The sequence below is a fragment of the Microcoleus sp. F10-B2 genome (genome assembly GCF_036704965.1).
Lineage (GTDB): Bacteria > Cyanobacteriota > Cyanobacteriia > Cyanobacteriales > Microcoleaceae > Microcoleus.
This window is the reverse complement of sequence record NZ_JAUBTB010000016.1, coordinates 38,742-62,927: the sequence shown is the minus strand read 5'-3', so window position 1 is coordinate 62,927 and position 24,186 is coordinate 38,742. Positions and strand designations below refer to the sequence as shown.

Genomic DNA, 24,186 nt, shown 5'->3' with positions numbered 1-24,186 from the left:
CTCGATTTGAGGATTCCGCATAGCTTTTCTTCATAACTAAATAGTTCGAGTTCGGGTAGCCTGAAACAGCACACCGTTTCTCCCTAGCGAGTGGCCTTTATGAACGAACAATCCTCCGCTGCCGATCAGCCGTCGTCTTCCTTTGGACAAAGTGATAAAGGCACAGACAAGAGTTATTACACTCCACCGTCTGCTGTGTCATTGCCCAAAGGGGGAGGAGCGATTAAAGGGATGGGTGAGAAATTTGCCGCTAACCCGCTGACGGGTACGGGCTCCATGTCGGTTCCGATTGCTACCAGTCCCAGTCGATCGGGATTTGGGCCACAGTTGTCTCTATCCTACGATTCTGGTGCTGGTAATGGCATATTTGGTTTGGGTTGGAATCTATCGCTGCCCTCAATTACACGCAAGACGGACAAGGGTTTACCCCGCTACTGGGATGAAGAAGAGTCCGATGTTTTCATTCTTTCTGGTGCAGAAGATCTCGTTCCAGTTCTTGTAAAGAATACAAATGGTCAATGGGTGCGAGAGACACTGCCACAAAAAACAGTCAATGGTGTAAATTATCGCATCCAGCGCTATCGCCCGCGCATTGAGGGGTTGTTTGCTCGGATTGAACGCTGGACAAGTGTAGATTCAGGAGAAGTCCATTGGCGATCACTCTCCAAGGACAATATCACCACACTGTATGGCAAAACTGCCAAAAGTCGGATTGTCGATGGCAGCGATTCAACCCATATTTTTAGCTGGTTAATTTGCGAAACTTATGATGATAAAGGTAATGCTATTCGCTATGAATATAAATCGGAAGATTCAGCGGGAATTAGCCTAGCAAATGTACATGAACGGAATCGGACTCCAGAGAGTCGCTCGACCAATCGCTACCTAAAGCGCATCCAATACGGAAACCAAACGCCTCGAAAATTAGATGAAAATCTGGCTTGGATGTTTGAGGTAGTGTTTGACTATGGAGAACACGATCACACCTATCCCCAACCGAATGATTCAGGAGTTTGGACTGTTCGTAACGATCCCTTTTCATCCTATCGGGCAGGGTTTGAAGTTCGCACGTATCGTCTTTGCCAGCGCGTGCTGATGTTCCATCACTTCCCAAAAGAAGAAAGCGTGGGGAAGGATTGTTTAGTGCGATCGACTGACTTTACTTATTGTTACGAAGAAAACCCCACCGATGTTCGCAATCCTATTTACTCATTATTACTTTCAGTAAAACAGACAGGATACAAACGAAATCAGTCAGGTGGGTATATTCAGAAATCCTTGCCTCCTTTGGAATTTACTTACAGCGAAGCCCATATTGATGAAAGGGTACGGGAAGTCGATCGTGTCAGTTTGGAAAATCTGCCCCAAGGGATAGATGGTACGCGATATCAGTGGGTAGATTTGGATGGAGAAGGATTATCGGGAATTTTAACAGAGCAAGGTAATGGATGGTTTTATAAGCGCAATATCAGCCCAATTAACACCGTCATAACAAATGGCTATAAGCATATTGAAGCACATTTTGCCCCTGTTGAGTTAGTCGTTAGTAAACCTGCAACTGGTTTAAACAATGGCGCACAGTTTCTTGACTTAGCAGGAGATGGTCAACTCGATTTGGTAACTTTACGCAGCCCTAATCCCGGTTTTTACGAACGGACTCACAACGAAGATTGGGAATCATTTGTTGATTTTAAAGCTTTACCCAATCTGGATTGGGATAACCCGAATTTGAAATTTATTGACCTGAATGGCGACGGACATAGCGACATACTAATTACAGAAGATAATTGTTTTGTTTGGCATTCATCACTGGCAGAGGATGGGTTTGATGTGGCGGAACGGGTGTATCAACCCTGGGATGAGGAAAAAGGCCCGCGAGTCGTATTTGCAGACAGCACCCAGTCAATTTATCTGGCGGATATGTCGGGGGATGGACTGACAGATATTGTGCGAATTCGCAATGGTGAAGTCTGTTACTGGGCAAATCTGGGATACGGGCGATTTGGCACTAAGGTAACGATGGATAATGCGCCTTGGTTTGATGCACAGAATATCTTTAATCAACGCCGGATTCTGTTAGCAGATATTGATGGTTCTGGCACTACAGATATTCTCTATCTGAGTGGGGAAGGCGTTCAGGTTTATTTCAACCAGTCGGGCAATAGTTGGGCGATAAAGCGTGTTTTGAGCAGTTTTCCGGCGATAGATAATGCAGTTTCAGTCACGACAATTGACTTGTTAGGAAATGGAACGGCTTGTTTGGTGTGGTCTTCACCATTGCCTGGAAGTGCGCCTAGTGTGATGCGCTATATCGACTTGATGGGCGGACAAAAGCCGCACTTGTTAATCAAAACAGTCAATAATATGGGTGCAGAAACGGTTGTCCAGTATGCGCCTTCTACTAAGTTTTATTTGCAAGATAAATGTGCGGGTAAACCCTGGATTACGAAGTTACCTTTTCCTGTCCATGTGGTGGAACGAGCGGAAACTTACGATCGCATCTCTGGCAATCGCTTCGTGACTCGCTATGCCTACCATCACGGCTATTTTGACGGTGTAGAACGAGAGTTTCGCGGTTTTGGTATGGTGGAACAATGGGACACGGAAGAGATTGGCACAATTGGGCCTGGAGACACTACATCCGATAGTAAAAATCTGGATGCAGCTTCTTTTGTACCGCCCGTGCATACTAAGACTTGGTTTCACACTGGAGTTTATGTCGATCGCGAACAGATTTCCAGTTTCTTTGCCGATCGGGAATACTATCGAGAACCCCAGTATCAAATACCCCCCGATGCAACTGAGGCACAACGAAAGATAATTGACGCGAAATTTGAGGCTTCGCTGCTGCCTGACACGATTTTACCGGCTGGATTAACAGCACAAGAAGAAAGGGAAGCATGTCGATCGCTCAAAGGCCGAATCCTCCGGCAAGAAATCTATGCCATAGATGGTTCAGAGAAACAATCCCATCCTTATAGTGTTTCCGAACGAAATTACGAGATTCGATTAGAACAAGCACTGCAAACGAACCACCATGCTGTTTTCTTCGCTCACGATCGCGAAACTATCGATTATCACTACGAACGTAATCCCAACGATCCGCGTGTCACCCATGCGATGACGCTAGAGGTAGATGAGTTTGGCAATGGGTTAAAGTCAGTAGCGATCGCCTATCCTCGCCGCACACCAGCCTATCCAGAACAAGCAAAAACACTCTTTACCTACACCGAAAATCAAGTTACTAATAAACCTGACGAAATAGATTGGTATCGGATTGGTGTGCCAATTGAGACGCGCACCTACGAAATTACTGGTTTAAATTCTACAATTCCATTCTCACTAGACTTTATCCGTACCCAATTATTAACAGCCAGCGAAATAGCTTACGAAGCAATTACTACATCCGGCACTGTGCAAAAGCGGTTGATTGAGCGCGTGAGAACACTTTATCGCAAAGACAGCGAAGCCAACACCACCGATCCAACCCCGTTACCACTGGGGCGAATTGACTCTCTGGCATTGCCTTGTGAAAGCTTTAAATTGGCATTTACATCGGGACTTTTAGCTCGGGTTTATAGCAGTAAGCTAACCTCTAGCGAGCTAAATGCGCTACTAAGTAATGAAGGGAAATACGTAGATCAAGATGGTGGCTGGTGGATTCCATCGGGTCGGCAGGCGTTTGAGCCGAATCAGTTCTATTTACCTGTTAAAATCAAAGACCCGTTTGGTAATGTTTATACCAGTACCTACGACAAATATCACTTATCTGTTATTCAAACGATCGATCCGCTCAATAATACGATCGCAATTCAGAACAATTACCGCACCCTGCAACCAGAACAAATTACCGATCCAAACGGTAATCGATCGCAAGCGAAATTTGATGCTTTGGGGATGGTGGTTGCTACAGCCATTATGGGTAAGGAAAGTGAGAACAAAGGAGATACATTTGCGAACTTTAAAGCTGACCTCACCGACGATGAAATTAAGGCTTTCTTTGATACTAACGACCCACATTCATTGGCAGTACAACACCTGGGAACGGCAACGACGCGGATTATTTATGACTTGAATCATACTCCTGTTTGTGCCGCATCTATTGTTCGCGAAACCCATATTAATGACTTAAATACAGGACAACAATCTAAAGTTCAACTGAGTTTCGTTTATTCCGATGGTTTTGGACGCGAAGCACAAACTAAAGTTCAGGCAGAACCGGGTTCCCTCGATTTAAGTGTACCGAATTCACCCATCCTAAATCCGCGTTGGGTGGGAACTGGAGCGACAATCTACAACAATAAGGGTAAACCAGTCAAGCAATACGAGCCGTTTTTCAGTCCTACGCACAAATTCGGTATAGAAAAACATGGGGTTAGTAGCACGCTGTTTTACGACCCGGTTGAGCGCGTTGTTGCGACGCTGCATCCGAATCATACCTGGGAAAAAGTCGTTTTTGACCCGTGGCAGCAAAAAACTTACGATGTTAACGATACGGTGACATTTGACCCCAAAACCGATCGCGATGTGAGTGCATTTTTTAGGAAATTGCCCGATGAGGATTATTTGCCGACTTGGTATCAACAGCGGATTAATGAGGCACTAGAGACTGATGAGAAAAGCGCAGCCCAAAAAGCATCAAAACACGCTGATACTCCCTCTATTGCGTATTTAGACACGCTAGGACGCACATTTTTAACCATTGCGGATAACGGACAAGATGCTAATGGCAATGATCGGAAATATCGCACTCATGTTGAGTTGGACATCGAGGGGAATCAGCGTGCGGTAACGGATGCTCTCGATCGCCTGGTGATGAAATATGACTATGATATGCTGGGCGATCGCATTTACCAGTCTAGTATGGAAGCAGGCGATCGCTGGATGCTCAACAATGTGGCAGGCAAGCCCATTCGGATGTGGGATAGTCGCAACCATATTCTGCGTACTATTTATGATGAGTTATTGCGTCCAACTCAATTGTTTGTCAAGGCTGGTAATGAGCCGGAAATCCTGACAGAAAAGACGGTTTATGGTGAAGCACAAGGCGATGTCAAAAACCATCGCGGCAGGATTTATCAGCATTTTGATAGTGCTGGTGTTGCCACGAATGTAGAATTCGACTTTAAGGGAAATCTAGAACGCAGCAAGCGTCAATTGGTGAAGGATTACACAAAAATTCCTAATTGGTCGGGCAATCCCGTTTTAGAAACTGAAATCTTTAGCAGCAGTACCCGTTATGATGCGTTAAATCGACCAATTCAGTTAGTTGCACCCCATAGTAGCAAGCAGAATACGAAACTCAATATCATCCGTCCTGGTTACAATGAGGCGAATTTATTGGAACGGATGGATGTTTGGCTGGGAGAAACGGCTGAGCCAATAGCATTACTCATTCCGCAATCAGCTAATTTTCATACTGTCACGAATATCGACTACAACGCCAAGGGACAGCGCACGAATATTGAATATGAAAATGGGGCAAAAACTGAGTATACCTATGACGAAAAAACCTTCCGTCTAACTCATCTTAAAACCACGCGGGGTGGTGCGGTATTCCAAGACTTGTTTTATACTTATGACCCTGTTGGCAATATTACCCGGATTCAGGATGATGCCCAGCAAATAATCTTTTTCAAGGGACAGGTTGTATTGCCGCAATGCGATTATATTTACGATGCAATTTACCGACTGATTGAGGCAACGGGACGGGAGCATATTGGACAAATCGGGCAACCAGAAACCACCTGGAATGACGAGTTTCGTGTGAGTTTGCCGCACCTTAATGAGGGACAGGCGATGCGGAACTATACCGAACAATATTTTTATGATGCTGTTGGTAATTTTGAGAAGTTAATTCATCAGGCGGCGAATGGGAATTGGACTCGTGTTTATGCTTATAACGAAGCGAGTTTAATTGAACCTGCTAAAACGAGCAATCGCTTGAGTAGCACGAATGTGGGGGTAAAGACTGAACCTTACACCTACGATGCTCACGGCAATATGACGAGTATGCCTCACTTGATGCTGATGCAGTGGAATTACAAGGATGAGTTGAGTGTGACTTCGCGGCAGGCTGTGAATGATATACCGCCACCTGAGAAAGTGCCGGAGACGACTTTCTATGTTTATGATGTTAGTGGAGAGAGGGTTCGTAAAGTTACTGAACGGCAAAATGGGAGGCCCAAAAATGAGCGGATTTATCTGGGTGGGTTTGAGGTTTATCGGGAGTTTGAGAGTAATGGGAATGACATTAAATTAGAGCGCGAGACGCTGCACGTTATGGATGATCGGCAGCGGATTGCGTTGGTGGAGACTAAGACTATTACTAATCCCGATGATGAATCGCCTGCACAATTGATTCGGTGTCAGTTTGGTAATCATCTTGGTTCGGCTAGTTTGGAATTGGATGATAAGGCTAATGTCATTTCCTATGAGGAGTATTATCCCTACGGTAGTACGTCGTATCAGGCGGTGAATAAGAGTATTAAAGCGGCAGCAAAGCGGTATCGATATACGGGGAAAGAACGGGATGAGGAAACGGGGCTTTATTATCATGGGGCGCGGTATTATGCGCCGTGGTTGGGGAAGTGGACGAGTTGCGATCCAGTAGACTTACCCCAACCACGAAACCTCTACTCATACGTGCTGAATAATCCATGCAGACTTATTGATCCAGATGGGACAGATGAAAAAAAAACACCACCACCGGGAGGCTCTTTCATGCCGCCAAATCGAAGCGATTTTGGTACGTTGATTCATTCTATTGTGTTGAAAACTATGTCAGCGCGTCTGCAAGCATTAGGCATTTCCAATGCTACGGAAGTAGAAACATTGCCCGATGGTTCCAAAAATCCTAACAGCCAAAATCCAGGAAGTGTAGATCTCGCATTGTTTATTCCCGATCCTAAAGTGAAAGGTGCAAATCAAGCTCATCTTTATGAGCTGAAACCACGAAACCCAAGTAAGTATCAGGAATATGTTTCGGAAGTCGATCATTATACAGAACATTTTCCAAAAAAAGTGGGCGATTACGTTGTATCCCAACCCAAAATTGGAACTGTACTTAATAGTGCAGATAAGTTGACTCCGCAGCTTTTCGATCCTATTACAATCAGAAATGGAGAGTATGAAGCCACAATTAACATCTCTTTAGCGAAAGATAATAATGGGGCAAGCATCCCTGGACTAATTGTCTACGATTTAAGTGGTCGAAGAAGACGCCCGAACGAAGAGCAGGAACAAGTGCAAAATACAAAAAACCTCTTGAGCACAAAACCCTATCAGACGGCAGGATCACAACTTATAATGGAAAATCGACTTGATATAGCGATGAAAATCGCCAAGAACGCTGCATTTAGTGTTGGATTTGCAGGTGGTGCCATAGGAGCATCGTTAATGTTGGAATCTGCACTAGGCTTGGGAGTAGCAGGAACAACGACGGCTGCAATTGCGCCTACTGCCGCTACTACTGCTGGAACAGGTGCCACCGTTACTGTTCTTGGCGCAGGTACTGCAAAAACTGCTGTAACATCGCTTGCAGCCTCAGTACTGTTGTATTTACAAACCCAGTCAGGGAAGGAAGAGAAAAAGAGTAACTAATTAGATTTTTATGATAGCTAGTGAGGGTAGGTAGTGCTTATATTTAATTCAAGGAGACTATTAATAGGAGACATTTCAAATGATTGCTCAACTACAATCTTAATTCATGACTCCCCAAGAGTCTCAGGATTTTCAGAATTTTAGGATGAATCAGGATTTCGAGAACCGGAGGAAAACTAGAACGCCCATCCTGAAAATTCTGAAATCCCACTAATCCTGATACAGACGAAAAGAAATAACCTCTATGCCTCCCGGAAACGAACTCACCTACAAAATCATTGGATGCTCCATGAAAGTTCACAACAAAATGGGACCCGGATTTCAGGAAGTTATCTACCAACGTTGTTTAGCGATCGAGCTAGAACAATTAGTGCGATAGCCGATATTTTGGGCAGGCGATCGATATTTTAGATGAGGTACTGACATCATGAGCGATCGCCCGACATCAACTCAAACTTATTGTTTACGAACCCATAACCGAGGAGGTCATCCAATGGATAAATTAGAGCGCTATCGGTCTTGCATCCAAACCCTGTTGGAAAAGCACAGTCAATTTAAATCCCGCAACGAAGATGTAGAAAACGAGCTATTTTTCGGTCCTGTACGCGATCGCTATCAACTCATGCGAGTGGGTTGGAAAGGACTAGAGCGAATTTATTATACCGTTCTGCACTTCGATATCAAAGATGACCCAATCTGGCTTCAGCACAATGCAACTGGCATCGATATCGGTCAAGAATTGCTGGAAATGGGCGTTGCTAAAGAAGACATTATACTTGGATTGCATCCACCTTACAAGCGTCCATATACAGGGTATGGAGTTGCTTGAGAAATGCGTTACACACCAAATTACCGAAAAATAACCAAATAAGAGTAATGCCAAAAATACTAGCCGATCGCAATCCCAAAATCAAACAACGCTTAGGACTCTCCCTAATCGAAATTTCTACATTTTGTCAGCAGTGGCAAATTGTAGAAATGGCGCTATTTGGTTCGGTTTTGCGCGAAGACTTTCAAGTCGATAGCGACATTGACATTCTCGTAAAATTTGCACCCAATGCCCGCCAGGGATTGTTAACTCTTGCCAAAATTAAACACGAACTGGAAACACGCTTTGGGCGACCAGTGGATATTGCTCTCAAACAATCGATCGAAACCAGTGAAAATTGGATTCGCCGCCACGAAATTATTGACACAGCACAGGTGATTTATGAGCAGGGATAAGGCTTCATTACTAGATATCGCCAACGCTGTACGACGAGTTTTGCGATTTGCTGAGGGACTCTATAAATCTGCATTGGCGATCGATGAAGAAAAGCAATTTCCTATCTTTTATCAAGTCATTGTCATGGGAGAAGCTGTTAAGCGACTCTCAGCCGAATTTCGGAACCAGCATCCTGAAGTTCCCTGGCGAGATATTGCTGGAATGAGAGATATTCTCACCCATCATTACGATCGAGTTAACCTCGACACCCTATGGGATGTGATTCAAAGTGATATTCCAGAACTCCTCGCATTGCTTGAACCATTACTCCCTCATTCTAATGAAAGGGAAAATGAATAGTTTAAAAGTGCGATCGCTCATTTCTCTAAAAAAGCATCAACTTAATTTCTCAGTTAATAGGAGATATTTCACATGATCGCTCAAGCTAAATTTCAATTCATGACTCCCCAAGAGTATTTGGAATGGGAAGAAAAACAACCCATTAAATATGAATACATGAATGGGGAAGTCTTTGCTATGACTGGGGGAATTCTGCCCCATAACTCTATTGCATTGAACCTAGCCTCCGGACTCAAAAATCACTTGCGGGGTAAAGGCTGTAAAGTCTTCATGGCAGATGCCAAAGTGGGAGTTTCGGAAAACGGACCATTTCACTATCCAGATGTTATGGTAAGTTGCGATTTGCGCGATCGCACTGCCCGCAAAGTTATTTATCATCCCTGTTTAATTGTCGAAGTGCTATCTCCCGGTACAGAAGCATTCGATCGCGGCAAAAAATTCAAACATTACCGTCAAATTGAAACTTTAAAAGAATACGTTCTGATTGAAGCCGATCGCCTGAATGTGGAATGTTACCGCATCAATGAGAAAGGCAAATGGGAACTCACGGCTTATTCACTGGAAACAACTGCAACCAGCGACACAGAACTAGAAGTTGAGTTAACTAGCGTTGATTTCCGCTGTCCGATTTCTCTGCTGTATGAAGATGTTGTTTTTCCTGAAGATAATCTAGAAGATGATGCCGATCGCCCTTTAACCTCAAACTAATCCAATATTAAAATTTCCCAAGGAGTCTCTCTTATGTCCCCTATCACCTTCCCTCTCTTCATCGGCGAAAAAGGTTCTGCCATCGTTAATTTGCAAAACGGCTTACTGTTTCTGTTGCGCCGCCAATGGTTTAAACTCGACCCACAAGAGCAACAAAAACTAGAAACTGTTTTGCTCGAAGAACAACAGCGCCAATTCTTTTCAGACAATGCCACTTATCAGTTACTCAAACGCTTTTGGGAACAGACAGGAGTCCAACCGGAAATAGAGGGTGTCGATCGCGCTACCGCAGAAGCACTCAATCAAGTATTGAGAGAACTGGGTGCTTTTTCGGATATTTCTGATGAAGTATTGCTAGAAATTAACAAAAAACTCGATGCGATCGCCGGTAGCACTGAACGATTAGGCAGCATTGACAACCAACTGGCTCAACTTGGTAAAATCGAAGGGAATCTCAGCAATCAAAATAATCAATTAGGCAGCATAGATTCTAAAGTCGGCGAACAAACCACTCGATTGGGCAGTATTGACTCCAAATTGGGGGATCACACCAGCAAATTGAATAGCATTGATTCCAAGCTGGGGAACTTAGGGGGGGATCGCAATACTAATAAATTTCTCACTCTCAACGATCGCGGTGCTGAAATCCAAGCACTGCAAGTTAATCTAAATAAACTAAACTTTGCGATTCCTCAAAATGAACTGAACGAGCAAGTCTTTGGCGTGGGAACCCGCGATGCGCTGATGCAACTGCAAGCAAACTACAAACTCGATCGCACAGGCATCTTTGATGATGCCTCAAAAGTCGCCTTAGAACGAGCGATCGCAGCCCTCAACGTGCCCACCCATCGCCTTGAAGGACGGATCATCTTCGAGCATGGCTTACCCGCTGATGGCGTAACTCTGAAGCTCTACAACCGAGGTTTTGGCGGTCAAGAAGTTTCTCTGGGCGAAGTCAAAACAGACAATCAAGGCTTCTATGCCCTGCCCTACCCAGTTAATGGTAAAGCAGTGAATCTGGAAATCCGGGCGATCGATCCTCAGGGCAAAGAAATCTCTCTATCTGATACCAAGCGAAATGCCAGCAAAAACGAGGTTTTAAACTTGGTTGCGCCTATCGCTGTCCAGCCATTAGCTGCGGAGTATCAACGCCTCACCCGCGACCTCAGCCAACAACTTGACGGCTTGCAGCAATTGGGAAGCGCTCAGGAAAATGCCGATCGCCAAGACCTTACCTTACTGCACCAGGCAACTGGATGGGATGCTCGTTTGATTGCCCTGGCATCCTCCGCTGTCAAACTCAGTGCCGAGACAGGCATTCCCCAGGATGCTCTCTACGCTATGTTTCGAGTCGGATTGCCAACCGATAAAGACCAACTGGCGCAGGTGAGTGGACAAGTTATCGAACAGGCGATCGCCAAAGCACGGGAGTCTGGCATTGTCAACCTGAGCGATCAGCAAGTTGCTGGAACAAAAGCCGCCGTTGATACCTTTGCCCGTCAGAGTCGTCGTGCTGCGATCGCACCGGGTGCTGTATCGAACATGGGTGATTTTCTGAGCAAATCTGGCTTGGCTGACAGCGAGCAAATAATTTTTGAAGACCTTCATTTTGCCCATCAGGGAGCCGAACTCTGGCAGAAAGCAGAGGAGAGTGGCATTGCTTCAGAGAAAATCAATAGTCTCCAGCTACAAGGCAAACTCGCTTATCTCACCCTCAATAACGCTAATCTCGCAGAATCTCTGAAACAGGAACTTCAGTCGATCGATAGTCTTGCTCAATTAGTAGATAAAAACCTGTATCAAGCAGAGGCGTGGAAAACTCGACTGAATAATCTGGCTGACAATAACGAGAAAATTCTACAAACCCTGATTCCCCCAATTTATGCAGGTGAGAAAATTGGCGATCGATTGGATGCCTATGCTGCCGATCTTGCTCGTAAGGTGCGTCTATCTTTTCCCACACAAGTTATCGATCGAATGATTGAAAAAGATGAGTTGCAGCTCGGAAATCAACACAGTGAGATCAAAGCTCCTGTCCGCCAGTTTCTGCAAAATGCTCAATCACTTGGCTTTGAGCTAGGGCGAACTCCGATCGCAGCATTCATTAAGCAGAATCAAACTGTCTTAAATGGTATTGAATCTAGCCAGGTGCAAAGCACCACAGAAAGCATCAAGCAACTGCAACGCCTCTATCAAATTACTCCAACGGATGAATCACTCAAAGTTCTGGTGGCTCAGGAGTTTACCTCAGCCCAGGATGTTGTGGCGTTCCCTTATGAAACATTTCTCGATCGCTTTGGCAAATTGTTTCCTTCTCTAGACGAAGCCCGATTGGTGTATCGCAAAGCGGAGCAAGTCACTACCGTCACCTTCAACTTTTTCACAGCAGCCAAACAAATAGATCGCGCACCATCCACTCATGTCACCTCGCCGTCTATTAAGCTCCGCGAAGCTGCCAAAAATGAACTGATTAAGCACTATCCCACAATGGAAACCCTATTCGGATCTCTTGATTTTTGTGAGTGCGAACACTGCCGTTCCGTGCTTAGTCCCGCTGCCTATTTTGTCGATTTGCTAGATTTCCTTGATTATAAAGTCGATTTGATTAAGTCCCGAAACCCAGAATCTCTAGTTTGGCAGAACTTCCTCAAAGATTGGAAAGCAAAGCACGGAACCGCATCCTATCCATTTAAGAATCCAACCGAGCAAACTAACTTCCTGAATAAATGGCGTAGCAAGCATCCGGGACAACCCGATCCCAATACTGAAAAAACTCCTTACGAAGTTCTAATTGAACGTCGTCCCGATCTGCCCAACTTACCTCTAACTTGCGAGAATACCCACACCGTTTTACCTTACATTGATGTTGTCAATGAGATTTTGGAATATTACGTTGCGAACGATCGGCTAGCGGCAGATAGCGGACACGATACAGGTTTAGCAACTACACCCGAACTCTTAGCTGAGCCACAAAATGTCTTGGCGGCTGCTTATACCAAACTTCAAGAGGCTAAATACCCACTTACTCTCCCCTTCGATTTATGGTTGGAAACCGTCCGCCGATTTTTTAACTACTTTGAAACCCCTCTTACCGAAGTTCTGGAAGTTTTTCGTCCGACAGATGAACTCTTCCCGCCGACAACTGAACCTAAACCCTATTATCGCAATGCAATTTGGGCAGAATCTTTAAGTATTTCGCCCTCCGAGTACGGCATTTTTACCAAGTTCGATGTTCTCAAATGGTATGAATTATATGGCTACGCGACTGCAAATGATGCCACAGCCGAAGCTGAAGATGAAAATGGTCAGCGGCTCGATTTAAACTCAGCTAAATCCCTATCCCGGCGGTTGGGAGTCAGCTATAAAGAATTGGTCGAGTTAGTGCGAACTGAGTTTGTCAATCCCGAACTGGAACAACTGGTTATCCTGCGGAAACTGCGACTCGATACCAACGATTCGGGTATCGATATCGACGATGTTCTGCGCTATAAAGGTCAAGCAGGTTATTCAGCTTTAACTTCAGACGAACTAGCAGCTTTTCAACAGCGACTGCAAAAACTGACTGCAAACTTTGCTGGCTCTGGTTTTAATGCGGAAACTTGGCTGGATGATGCTTGGAATGATGGTAAATTTAACCAAATTTTTGTACTATTCGATCCCAATGCTAGCTGTAATTTTGATTTAACAATTCCACGTTATGCCAATGGAAATCCAGCCGACGATTTGGTATTTCTGAAGTTAAATCTTTTCGTGCGATTGTGGCGAAAACTGGGGTGGACGATCGCCGAAACCGATCGCGCCTTGCAAGTTTTCATCCCCGCGACAATCCTGCCATTAACTGGAATGAATATCGGTGGGGCACTCAAAACTGCATTGGTTTATCTAGCCCACCTGAAAAAAATCGGCGACCGCCTCAATCTTGGTAAAAATAGTCGCATCAAATTACTGACACTTTGGTCGAATCTATCAACGACGGGTAATAACTCTCTTTATGCCCAACTTTTACTCAAGCCTAGCATTCTCAAAAACGATCCAATTTTTGACAATCCGTTAGGCAATTATTTGTCTAATGCTAGCATTTTGCTTAAAGATCACTTGCCAGCTCTACAAGGCGCACTGAATCTTACCGCAGAGGATATCAGCCGCATTCTTAATGCCACCGATCGAACTCTTAAAACCGCAGCACTATCGCTGGAGAATGTTTCTATGCTGTATCGCTATCGACTACTAGCAAAAGCACTGAAGCTATCGATTAGCGATTTGATCTCACTCAAAAAAATATCAGGACTCGATCCCTTTAAACCGCTGAAAACTGATGGACTCACCATCATTGATGATGATTATCCTTTTACTCAAACCATCAAGTTTATTGAGATTGTCGAGAAAGTTAAGCAGAGTGGATTCAAACCCGAAGATTTGGATTATCTATTGCGCCATAACTTCGATCCAGTTGGCAAATATCGCGTTAATTCAGATGTCGTTCTGGGTTTAGTCAAAACACTCGCAACTGAAATCACTCGCATCCATGCCGAACACCCTATTCCTGCTGATGCTATTAGCGTCACGGATGATATGTTGCGGCAAAAGCTAGCTTTAGTGCTGCCAGCCGATGTCGCAGAAACATTTATGGCAATGTGGACAGGTACGATCGAATATGAAGTGCTAAGCCAAGAGAAGGTATTACTTGCGAACAAACTCGATCCGAATGCAATTTCCGATTCTACCATTCGCGTCACCTACGATTCCGTTCACCAAGTCCAACGGCTGGCTTGTCGGGGAGTAGTTTTGCTAGATGCCAAGAAAACACAACTGACAACGGCAAATCCATCGCCCCTCTTCGCCAATTTGCTCAATGCCGTCCAAATCAAAGCAACAGCAACAGCAAAGGAATTTTTTAACAAACAGTTTGCTGGTTTTCTGCAAGATCCAGGTGACTTTGATTTATTATTCACCCCGATTGCAGATACGCTAACCGATGCCGAAAAGCAAAATCAGATGCGGTCAAAACGGGAAAAGTTAGTACAGGCATTTTTCCCTTTCCTGCAAACAAAGCTCATTCGTCAGTTTGTTGTAGGAACCCTTAGCACTAATCTGAATACCGACCTCAATCTCACTGAAGCATTACTGACTAATACTGAGTTACTGACAGATCCAACAGACTCTAGCAAGCCACTGCTAGATGGGTTTACGACAGCAGGTTTATCGGGCATTAGTGCATCGTTTTTTACTTCAAATGATGAAACGGGTACACCCACAACGAAACTCATCTCTGCTGTCGATACTACTGCCAAGCCAACTGGTACAAACAGCGCTCGATTAGAAGGCTATTTTGAGGTTCCGACTGCGGGAGATTATCGTTTCTTTGTTGTATTCGACAAGCAAAATGCTGAAACCGAATTACGCTTTACCCACCTGCCCGATCCACTTGTGCGAGGCAAAGCTGTCGCTGGCAAAGCAGAAATTAGCCAGTTCACAGAACTCAAGCCTGGTGTACCTTATCAATTCACCTTAGATGTCCGCAATCTTAATGATGGCAATGCTACTCTGCTAATTCAAGGAGAGACTTTACCCAAAGACAGCCTTAGCCAGTTGACGCTATATCCCCAAACAACGATCGATCGCATCCAGCGTGCCTATATACTGCTATCAAAAACATTCCAACTGATTCAGGGGTTTGGATTTAGCGATCGAGAAATACGCTACTTGCTGACACATCCAGCCGACTTTGACAATCTGAATCTCAGTCAAATACCTACTAGCGTAAATGATAACTCGCCAGCGATCGCCACAGCCATATTCCGGCAATTCCTCCGTCTCGCTGACTATGCTCAGTTGAAGCGCAATTTAGCCATTGTCTCAGACGATCTAATCGCTCTCTTCGAGAATGCCCGCCGCCGCTATCCTGGAGCGGCAAATCCAGCCGAGACTACAACTGCTCATCTCGATCGCCTTTATCAACGTATTGCCGAACTGACACGCCGAGAAAAAGCGATTGTCAAGGCAGTTTCTGAGCATTTAGAGTTCGCAGTTCAGTCCTCGTTAGTAGGAGATGAATTACAAATTGAGTCTCCCAATTTTGCTCAAGAAAAAGGCATTGGGCGGTTATGGGAAGTGCTACAAATGGTTGAAAAAATTGGTGCTCCGGTAGGATCGATCTCCCGCTGGGCAACTCCATCTCCCGACTTTGCGATCGCCCGTGACTTAAGAAATGCTGTCAAATCACGATACGAGACAGAAACCTGGCAACAGATTGCTCAACCCATTTTCGATAAATTACGCCAACGCCAGCGCGACGCATTGGTGGCATACATTATGCCTCGAAATGGATTCGATCGACTAGAGCAATTGTTCGAGTATTTCCTCATCGATCCGGGCATGGAACCTGTCGTGCAAACGTCGCGCATCCGGTTAGCAATTTCCTCGGTGCAGCTATTTATCCAGCGTTGTCTGCTGAATTTGGAACCGCAAGTACAACCCACCGCCATTAACTCCAAACACTGGCAGTGGATGAAGCGTTATCGTGTCTGGGAAGCCAATCGTAAAATCTTCCTTTATCCAGAAAACTGGCTAGAACCAGAATTTCGCGACGATAAAACCCATCTCTTCGAGGAACTTGAAAGTACATTGCTGCAAAGTGACATCTCAAATGACTTAGCCGAAGATGCCTTTTTCAACTACTTGAAGAAACTGGAAGAATTGGCTCGGCTAGAAATCGTAACCATGTACTTAGAGGAGAAACCTCTCGATCCAGCATCCAATACTCTGCACGTAATTGGGCGCACCTACAGCCTGCCCCACAAATATTTTTACCGTCGCTACGCTCACCAAATGTGGACACCTTGGGAACCTGTCACTACCGAGATTGAGGGCGATCATCTTGTTGCGGTGGTATGGCGCGATCGGCTGCACTTATTCTGGGTGACGTTTTTGGAGAAAGCAAGCGCAAATTCTAGTGGTGCAGGAACTGCTGGCAATGAGAAACTTGCCAGTGCGAGCTTTAACAAGATTGTGGCAGCATCAAATCAGGCACTCCAACGACAGGTGGAAGTCCAATTGAATTGGAGCGAATACTTTCAGGGCAAATGGACGACTCGCGAGTCAGGAGGTTTTGGTAATTCAATAAGTGTTAGTGTAGGCAATAGTTTCACCAGCCAAAAAACTTTTATTTACGTTACCAAAGAATACGAAGCTGGTGAAGAACGTGCTGTAAGAATCAGCCTTGATAGTAAGGAGTTTTTTAAATGGATTGCTGCTGGAGAGGGCTTTGCTCCTCCTCCTGAACCGATTAGCACGAAAGCATTCCGAGTAGTCAGTAAGAATAGTCAACCAGAAATTATGGAAACACACCTTCCTCAACAATTGCCCTATTCAAAAATGGAAAAAAGAGCCACTCTTCATCAAGGTTCAGGCTCACTACAAGTCAGTTTTGTGGAACGCATTGAAACTGTTAATGGTGGGCAACGGAAGGCAACTCCATCAACCAAAGACATTCTTCATAAAAGTGGCAATTTTTCACTTCTGATGCGTAGTAATCCAAGTCAACAGTGGACTGCTGAAATCGGGTCGCTCGTCAGTCCGTTTTTCTACCAAGATAACCTGCACACTTTCTTTGTAGAACCCAGCTTAACGGAAACTACCATCCCTCGCTATCAAGGATGGGTTGTAGCTAAACCAAAACCAGCACTAAAATTGGATGACGACTGGTGGAAGCAGATTCCTGTCGAATCCGTAGTACCTCGCAAACCGTTGCAAGTTACCGATCCTATTGACCCGATCGCCAAATTTCAGGCTCAACAGAAGCAAGATTGGGTAATAAATTCTAGCACTGTTCTGCAATTTGGTGAAACCTTAATCGGACAGACGGGAAGAGTCGATCGCGCAACACTACCTGCGATCGGCAATGTCAGAGGCATGAGTGGGGCGATTCTCCAAGGGAGAGGCTACGCCAACGCTCAACTTGAAAGTGAACTAGCCTCGATAGACCCCAATATTTCACTCAATGTAATTGACAGTAGTGGATTGAATTCAGCTTTATTAGAAAACCTGAGCACAAACTTGAATATCCAGAATCTTAATTCTAGAATACGCGATCGCTTTATGAACCGCTAAACGAGGAGAATCACAACATGAAACCTACAGAAACAAGACAATTTCACGGTTATTATGATGCTCGAATTCGTCCTTATTTAGGATACGATAGCGCACAGGGTTGGACGGCAAAAGTTCCTCGCAAACACACCACCATTCAAGAACGCAAACTCAGCTACCAGTTTTACTCGCATTTCCATCCTTATGTGGGCGAACTTGTACAAAAGCTGATTGAAAAATCTGTAGCGGGATTGCAAGCTACAGATACCGAATACCGCCAAAATCCTGATGGATCGCTTAAAACGTTTCCGGCTAATTACCCCAACGAAGCGTTACGAAATAAACCCTTTCCTAAGTTATATGATGCAGATTTTTTTGCTGCGTACAATCCCTCCGATCTCGTTCAGCAACCGCATCCCGTCAAAGATTTAGATTTCACCTCCAGCGGAGCCTACTCGGTTTATAATTGGGAACTGTTTTATCACGTACCTATTACGATCGCAATTCATTTAAGTAAAAACCAACGCTTTGAAGAAGCTCAGCGCTGGTTTCATTACATCTTCGATCCCACAGATGATAGCGATGGCCCTACACCCGAACGATTCTGGAAAGTCAAACCCTTTCAGTACACAGATGTCAAGCTGATTGAGGATATTTTAGTCAATCTTGCTACGGGTGCAGATCCCAAACTTCAAGAAGATACAGTTAATAGTATCAACAACTTGAAGGAAAACCCTTTTCGCCCCCATGTTGTAGCCCGTTACCGTCATTCAGCTTATATGTTTAAGGCAGTAATGGCCTATTTAGATAATCTGATTGATTGGGGAGACAACCTGTTTAGGCAAGATACGGGCGAGAGCATTAATGAAGCTACGATGCTCTACGTTTTAGCCGCCAATATTTTAGGAACGCGCCCGCAGGTAGTTCCTAAAAAAGGATCGGTTCGCCCCCAAACCTATGCCAAGATTCGCGCTGATTTGGATGAATTTGGCAATGTTCTGCGGGAAATTGAAACGGACATTCCCTTCGATCTGACTCCTCATCCCACTGCTGCGAGTAACAGCGATCAATCCATTATGTTGAATGGAATTGGTAAAGCACTCTATTTTTGCATTCCCCGCAACGATAAGCTACTTAGCTATTGGGATACTGTCGCCGATCGCCTGTTCAAAATTCGCAATAGCCTCAATATTCAAGGAATTTTCCGACAATTACCTCTGTTTGAACCGCCGATCGAGCCAGCACTATTGGCAAGAGCAACAGCAGCAGGCTTAGATGTCGGTGCCGTGATTAGCGGTATCAATCAACCTTTACCGCTGGTTCGCTTCCAAGTGCTGGCGCAAAAAGCGACAGAAATTTGCCAGGAAGTAAAGTCATTGGGAAATAACTTGCTGTCGGCGATCGAAAAAGAAGATAACGAGGCGATCGCCATGCTCCGCGCTACCCACGATCGGATTATTCTAGGATTGACAGAAACCGTTAAATACGCACAATGGCAGGAAGCCCTCAAAACCCGCGAAGGTTTAGAACAATCCCTAATGAATGCTGCCCAACGCTATATCTATTACGAACGTCAGTTGGGTAAAAAAGATAATGAAATTCAGATACCTCAACTGGATGCTCTAGATATCGATAGTTTAAATAAACTCAAGTTCCAATCTAGTGAACCACAAGTTGGACTGCGACCGATTGATATAGATATTGCCGCCGATGCTGCTGCTCAGGCAGCCCAAGCTCTAAGCGGTGGCAAGCTCCTCAGCTCTCACGAAGTTAGGGAATCTCTTTTTCTTGAAGGTGCACAACTTGCAAGTGATATCGCGAATATCTTGAATATTGTTAGTTCAGCATCTCATTATGTTCCCGATTTTCAAATAAATGTACAGCCTATGGGTGCTGGCAGTTCAGTTGGGTATGGGGGGCATAACGTAGGAGATGCTGTTGGTGCTACTGCTGCTGCTGCCCGTGCCGTTGCAGATAGGCTTAATTTTGAAGCTAGAAGGGCGGGTCGTATAGATTCGTTTGCTCGTCGTGAACGAGAGTGGGCATTCCAAAGCAATACGATCGCGGGAGAAATCACTCAAACCTTGAAACAACTTCGAGCCGCACAGATTCGAGAAGCGATCGCCGAACGTGAATGGAAAAATCATCAAACCCAAATCAAAAACTCTGAAGAAATCCAACAGTTTCTCAAGGGAGAAGAAACACACTTTGGGGGCAAAAAATACAAAAAAGCCAGCACTCAAGCTTTCTACACTTGGATGAAGCGAGAAGTCAAAGGGTTATATGGACAGTGCTTTCAATTTGCCTTTGATACTGCCAAAAAAGCCGAACGCGCTCTCCAACATGAATTGGGCAAACCCGAATTAAGCTTCCTCCAATTCGGTTATCTTTCCGGCAAAGAAGGCTTGTTAGCAGGTGAAAAACTATACCTGGATATCAAGCGCATGGAAATGGCATATCATGACCTCAACCAGCGTGAATATGAACTCACAAAACACGTTAGCTTACTGCAAGTCAATCCCTTAGAGTTGCTAAAACTCCGCACAACTGGACGCTGTACAATTACTCTCCCTGAAGAACTGTTTGACATGGATTGTCCGGGTCATTATTTCCGGCGCATCAAGAATGTGGCTGTGAGCATTCCCTGTGTCACGGGGCCGTATACTAGCGTTAATTGCACGTTGACTTTAACAAAGAGTAGCATTCGGAAGAGCGCGTTACTTGGTGATGACTATGCCCGTGTCGATGCTGAAGATGGTCGTTTCAGCGATTACTTTGGCAGTTTGCAATCGATCGTCACTAGCAGCGGGCAAAATGATAGTGGTTTGTTTGAAACTAACCTGCGGGACGATCGCTATCTGCCTTTTGAAGGTTCGGGAGTAGTTAGTGAATGGCAGCTAGAACTTCCTGCCAATCCAGGTAATAAAGATCCCCTGCAATTCGACTACGAAACCATCTCCGATGTTATCCTACATCTGCGCTACACCGCCCGTGAGGGGGGCGGGTTATTGAAGAATGGGGCGATCACTCACCTGAAAAACCAGATCGATGCCGCTCAAACTGTTGGCTCAGTGCGTCTCTTTTCTATGCGACATGATTTCTGCACAGGATGGGCCAAATTCAAGAGCGTTAAGATTGAGGGTGCCACAACCAAGGCAGAGATAAACTTAGAGATTGGAGAAGAACACTTCCCCTACTGGAGCAAAGGCAGATTGGGTTCGCTCAAGCAGATTCTGGTTCACGCCAAAACCTCCACGGGAATTGTTCCCCAAAATCCCAGTAGTAGTGAAGTAGAGGTCATTACTCAGGAACCAGACGGTAAAACCTCTTCACAAGTGTTCTCTGCGTTGACAAACATTTCTCTTCCGCAATTGCCCAATAAATTTAGGCTTAATCTAAAATTGAGTTTCAACACCAACTTAATGGAAGACCTCTGGCTGACGGTGACTTGGGGCAAACAAGAATGAATACAACGGTTGAAAACCGCCGTTCACTTTATTAATGAGACTCGCACTAATTCGTTGTCGGAAGTGAACGGCGGGGTGATGGGTCAAATGGCAGCTCGTTACTGTAGCTTGATTGACCGATAAAGTATTGTAGATAGGGGTTTTCCCGGATCTGTTCTACTGTTTCACGCGGAGCTGATTCCCAGTTTTTCTTTGATAATTAATGCTCCCAACGCCATCCGAAAGGATTTAGCTGGTGCGCCTATTTCTGTAGGGAATTTTTCAGCATATTCTGATTCAAATTCAGACCACGGGATTATTTGGGCCATTTTTACCCAACGGTTGAGGGCTGACAATTTAGACCCGTTGGCTAGTTCAAAGTCTAAGAGTTGGAGGGGAGCAAGCTCAGCTTTTCTGTACACGTTCGCAGGTGGTGATGCACGGCTTTTGACCTATTTTACGTGTTTTTCACGGCGATGACTCTCGATCGCACGATCTCTTAACCCCGGCTACGTCAAGTGCGAGCGATATATTCAGCAAGCCCTACTTATTGTTGAGTAATCGAAGCAACCTTAATGTCGAGCAAATTCAAAGGTTGGCTGTTACCTTAAAAAAATCAGAAGGTTTAAGAATTGCTTATGAGATGAAAGAAGAGTTTCGAGAAATATACGAAACCCATATGACCGTCAAAATGGCGCAGGAAAAGTTTAAGACTTGGCTGAATTATGCGTCGCTCTTTTTCAAAGAATCAGCTTCGACAATTGTCAATCATTTTGAAGGAATTTGTAACTACTTTCTTAATCGCACCACAAGTGGAGTTATGGAAGGCATAAATAATCGAATTAAGTTGATTATGCGACAAGGATATGGCTTTTCTAATTTTGACAACTTTCGCGATCGTGTATTAGCTTGCTTTTCTAATTAGATAAAGATATCACCGTAAATTCCAGAGAGCCCCGTATCCCGGTTTCCGGCAGGATATCTTTGTGCCATCACCGGACAACGGCGCACTGAATTCGAGCGGTTCATTGCCACGGCACACCTGGTAGCAGCTTTCTCCCGAATTTGGACAAAAAAATATCTCTGAGATTTGCGGAAATAAATCCAAAGTTATCCGCTGTTCTTCGATCGCATCTGCCAAACTCTTGTGTCCCGCTGCCACGCCACCTTGATTGGTGACACCAATAATTGTGAATTTTTGACTCAGATATTCGATCACTTCTTGTGTCCCTTCGATCGCTTTCTGGTCGGTTGGCTCATTGATAAAGGTTTTGCCAGATGCCGTCTCCCGTATTGTGTCGTGTTAATCTGACCGGGACAAGCGGATACGAACATAGAAGAGGAAACGTCTACGCAATCAAGAAAAAGCATGAGAAGTTTCGAGTTTTTTGTGTTTATTCCTCGTACAACCAGCTTCGTGCTTGGGCAAAACGACAGTTTTTAGAAAAAAAAACGCATCCCAGTTCGGAACCGGGACGCGAGTCAGAAGCAAGCTGAGAAAATTAATCAGAATGAAGGTTGATGCCCTCAGTTTTTAATTTTGCCTCAAATTCCCTTGTCTGGGATTGCTTTGAGCTAGGGGCGATAGATGACTTTAATGGCTTGAACTGGCAAAAATCGAAGGGTTGAGGTGTAGCGTTCAGATTAGCGTTAAAAGACTTAGGCTCTTTTCTACCCTGGCTTTCATCAATTAGTAAGGTTTCTTCGGGTTTTGCAATAAAGGAAAAAGGTTTGATAAATCTTGGGTATAGGTGGCTTGAGTTTTCCAGCACTGAGCAGCTTTTTGTAATTCTACTCCGAGATAACCGATATGCTCGGTTTTGATGGCAGGCAAATATGTTTGCCGTCTACGACGGACTTAGTTACGGAGTTAAGGCTAACTTGAGATGGATGCCCGCGAACAAAATTAGAATCATTTACGTTAACATTTGAAGCCAAATCATGAAACTAAAATCAATCATCTTTGACGAAAACAATCCTAATCGCGATCGCAGCCTGAAAATATTTGAGGATATCCATAAGGGTTTACTCAAAGAAATTAGGGGCGATCGCACTTACAAAATGTCTCCCAACTACATCAACTGGCATATTTTGAGCGGAATTATTTCGGTAGCTCTGTCAAGTTGCACAGTTGAATATCTCAGAGTTGATTTATCTGCATTCATCCATAGCTACCGAACAGCTCTCTGGTTTATCAAAGATGCTCCTATTTATTGCTTGACCCAGCAGCTAATTACAGCATTCGATCAGACAGATACACTTGCTAAACCTGGTATCCTGAGAGGTTGGCAACCATCCTTACCTAGTTTCCTGCTAGCCATACCCAAAGGCTTAATTCACACGCCCGATGGTGCTGAAGTGGATTATCTGACGGTTTCGTGTAGTGATTGTGATTATCCAAGCTGGAATTATGGCAAGTGGAGTAACATCGAAATTAAACCATTTGCCTTGAAATACGGTCGATATTTTCAGATTTGCACAGTTGATTCTTATGAAACTGTGTGGACTTCAGGAACTGGTGTTGAAAGTGATGGTACTTTGATTTACGATGAAAACGAAAAATTCGGCAAACCTACTATTTCGATCGATAATAAAGTTTTCCTTCAACGCATCCCTAATTTGGAAATTAATGTCCTCTTGACTTTGGAATTTGCACCAACGTTATTGATGCCAGTAACTGACTCCAAAGTCAAAATTAAAACTAAGAAACTTATGCCGAGCGAGCGGACTTCTTCTAATGTCATATATCCCGGATAACGGGTAAAAACTATCAAAATT

12 protein-coding genes and 1 pseudogene are annotated in these 24,186 nt (G+C 44.6%); 10 read left to right on the top strand and 3 right to left on the bottom strand.

Going from position 1 to position 24,186, the window contains the following annotated elements:
- Positions 1 to 99: 99 nt before the first annotated feature.
- The 8 genes from QUA99_RS08835 to QUA99_RS08800 all read left to right on the top strand — a co-directional run bounded on the left by QUA99_RS08835 (position 100) and on the right by QUA99_RS08800 (position 21,429).
- The gene (locus QUA99_RS08835; RefSeq protein WP_333235691.1) at positions 100 to 7,602 is read left to right on the top strand and encodes a SpvB/TcaC N-terminal domain-containing protein; all 7,503 of its coding nucleotides are present in this window, start codon (positions 100 to 102) and stop codon (positions 7,600 to 7,602) included.
- 244 nt (positions 7,603 to 7,846) lie between these two features.
- Positions 7,847 to 7,981, top strand: coding sequence for a GxxExxY protein (locus QUA99_RS08830; RefSeq protein ID WP_333235692.1), 135 nt, complete (start codon positions 7,847 to 7,849; stop codon positions 7,979 to 7,981).
- Between the two features lie 114 nt (positions 7,982 to 8,095).
- Positions 8,096 to 8,431: a XisI protein gene (locus QUA99_RS08825; protein ID WP_333235693.1), complete on the top strand. Its 336-nt coding sequence runs from the start codon at positions 8,096 to 8,098 to the stop codon at positions 8,429 to 8,431.
- A gap of 47 nt (positions 8,432 to 8,478) precedes the next feature.
- Positions 8,479 to 8,826, top strand: coding sequence for a nucleotidyltransferase domain-containing protein (locus QUA99_RS08820; RefSeq protein WP_333235694.1), 348 nt, complete (start codon positions 8,479 to 8,481; stop codon positions 8,824 to 8,826).
- A complete protein-coding gene (locus tag QUA99_RS08815; RefSeq protein WP_333235695.1) occupies positions 8,813 to 9,166 on the top strand; it encodes a DUF86 domain-containing protein in 354 nt (117 codons plus the stop codon). The genes QUA99_RS08820 and QUA99_RS08815 overlap by 14 nt, the downstream gene beginning before the upstream one ends.
- Before the next feature lie 72 nt (positions 9,167 to 9,238).
- Entirely contained in the window at positions 9,239 to 9,874 is a 636-nt protein-coding gene (locus tag QUA99_RS08810; RefSeq protein ID WP_333235697.1) for a Uma2 family endonuclease, read from the top strand.
- 33 nt (positions 9,875 to 9,907) lie between these two features.
- On the top strand, positions 9,908 to 17,983 hold the full coding sequence (locus tag QUA99_RS08805) for a neuraminidase-like domain-containing protein (protein WP_333235698.1): 8,076 nt from the start codon (positions 9,908 to 9,910) through the stop codon (positions 17,981 to 17,983).
- A 17-nt stretch (positions 17,984 to 18,000) separates the two neighbouring features.
- The gene (locus tag QUA99_RS08800) at positions 18,001 to 21,429 is read left to right on the top strand and encodes a Tc toxin subunit A-related protein (protein ID WP_333235699.1); all 3,429 of its coding nucleotides are present in this window, start codon (positions 18,001 to 18,003) and stop codon (positions 21,427 to 21,429) included.
- Between the two features lie 21 nt (positions 21,430 to 21,450).
- On the opposite strand, the pseudogene QUA99_RS08795 reads toward QUA99_RS08800, so the two are convergent.
- Positions 21,451 to 21,830: pseudogene (locus QUA99_RS08795) on the bottom strand (transposase); the annotation flags it as partial.
- 32 nt (positions 21,831 to 21,862) lie between these two features.
- On the opposite strand from QUA99_RS08795, the gene QUA99_RS08790 reads away from it, so the two are divergent.
- A complete protein-coding gene (locus QUA99_RS08790; RefSeq protein WP_333441850.1) occupies positions 21,863 to 22,333 on the top strand; it encodes a transposase in 471 nt (156 codons plus the stop codon).
- 9 nt (positions 22,334 to 22,342) lie between these two features.
- Here QUA99_RS08790 and QUA99_RS08785 read toward each other — a convergent pair whose 3' ends face one another.
- Both QUA99_RS08785 and QUA99_RS33090 read right to left on the bottom strand, forming a co-directional pair.
- Complete coding sequence (locus tag QUA99_RS08785; RefSeq protein WP_333235700.1) at positions 22,343 to 22,627, bottom strand: hypothetical protein; 285 nt, start codon at positions 22,625 to 22,627, stop codon at positions 22,343 to 22,345.
- Positions 22,628 to 23,098: 471 nt separating this feature from the next.
- Positions 23,099 to 23,242, bottom strand: a complete 144-nt coding sequence (locus QUA99_RS33090) for a DUF4346 domain-containing protein (RefSeq protein WP_445250993.1) — start codon at positions 23,240 to 23,242, stop codon at positions 23,099 to 23,101.
- Between the two features lie 107 nt (positions 23,243 to 23,349).
- Here QUA99_RS33090 and QUA99_RS08780 point away from each other — a divergent pair, with 107 nt between their 5' ends.
- Entirely contained in the window at positions 23,350 to 24,165 is an 816-nt protein-coding gene (locus tag QUA99_RS08780) for a hypothetical protein (protein WP_333235701.1), read from the top strand.
- The last annotated feature ends 21 nt before the right edge of the window (positions 24,166 to 24,186 follow it).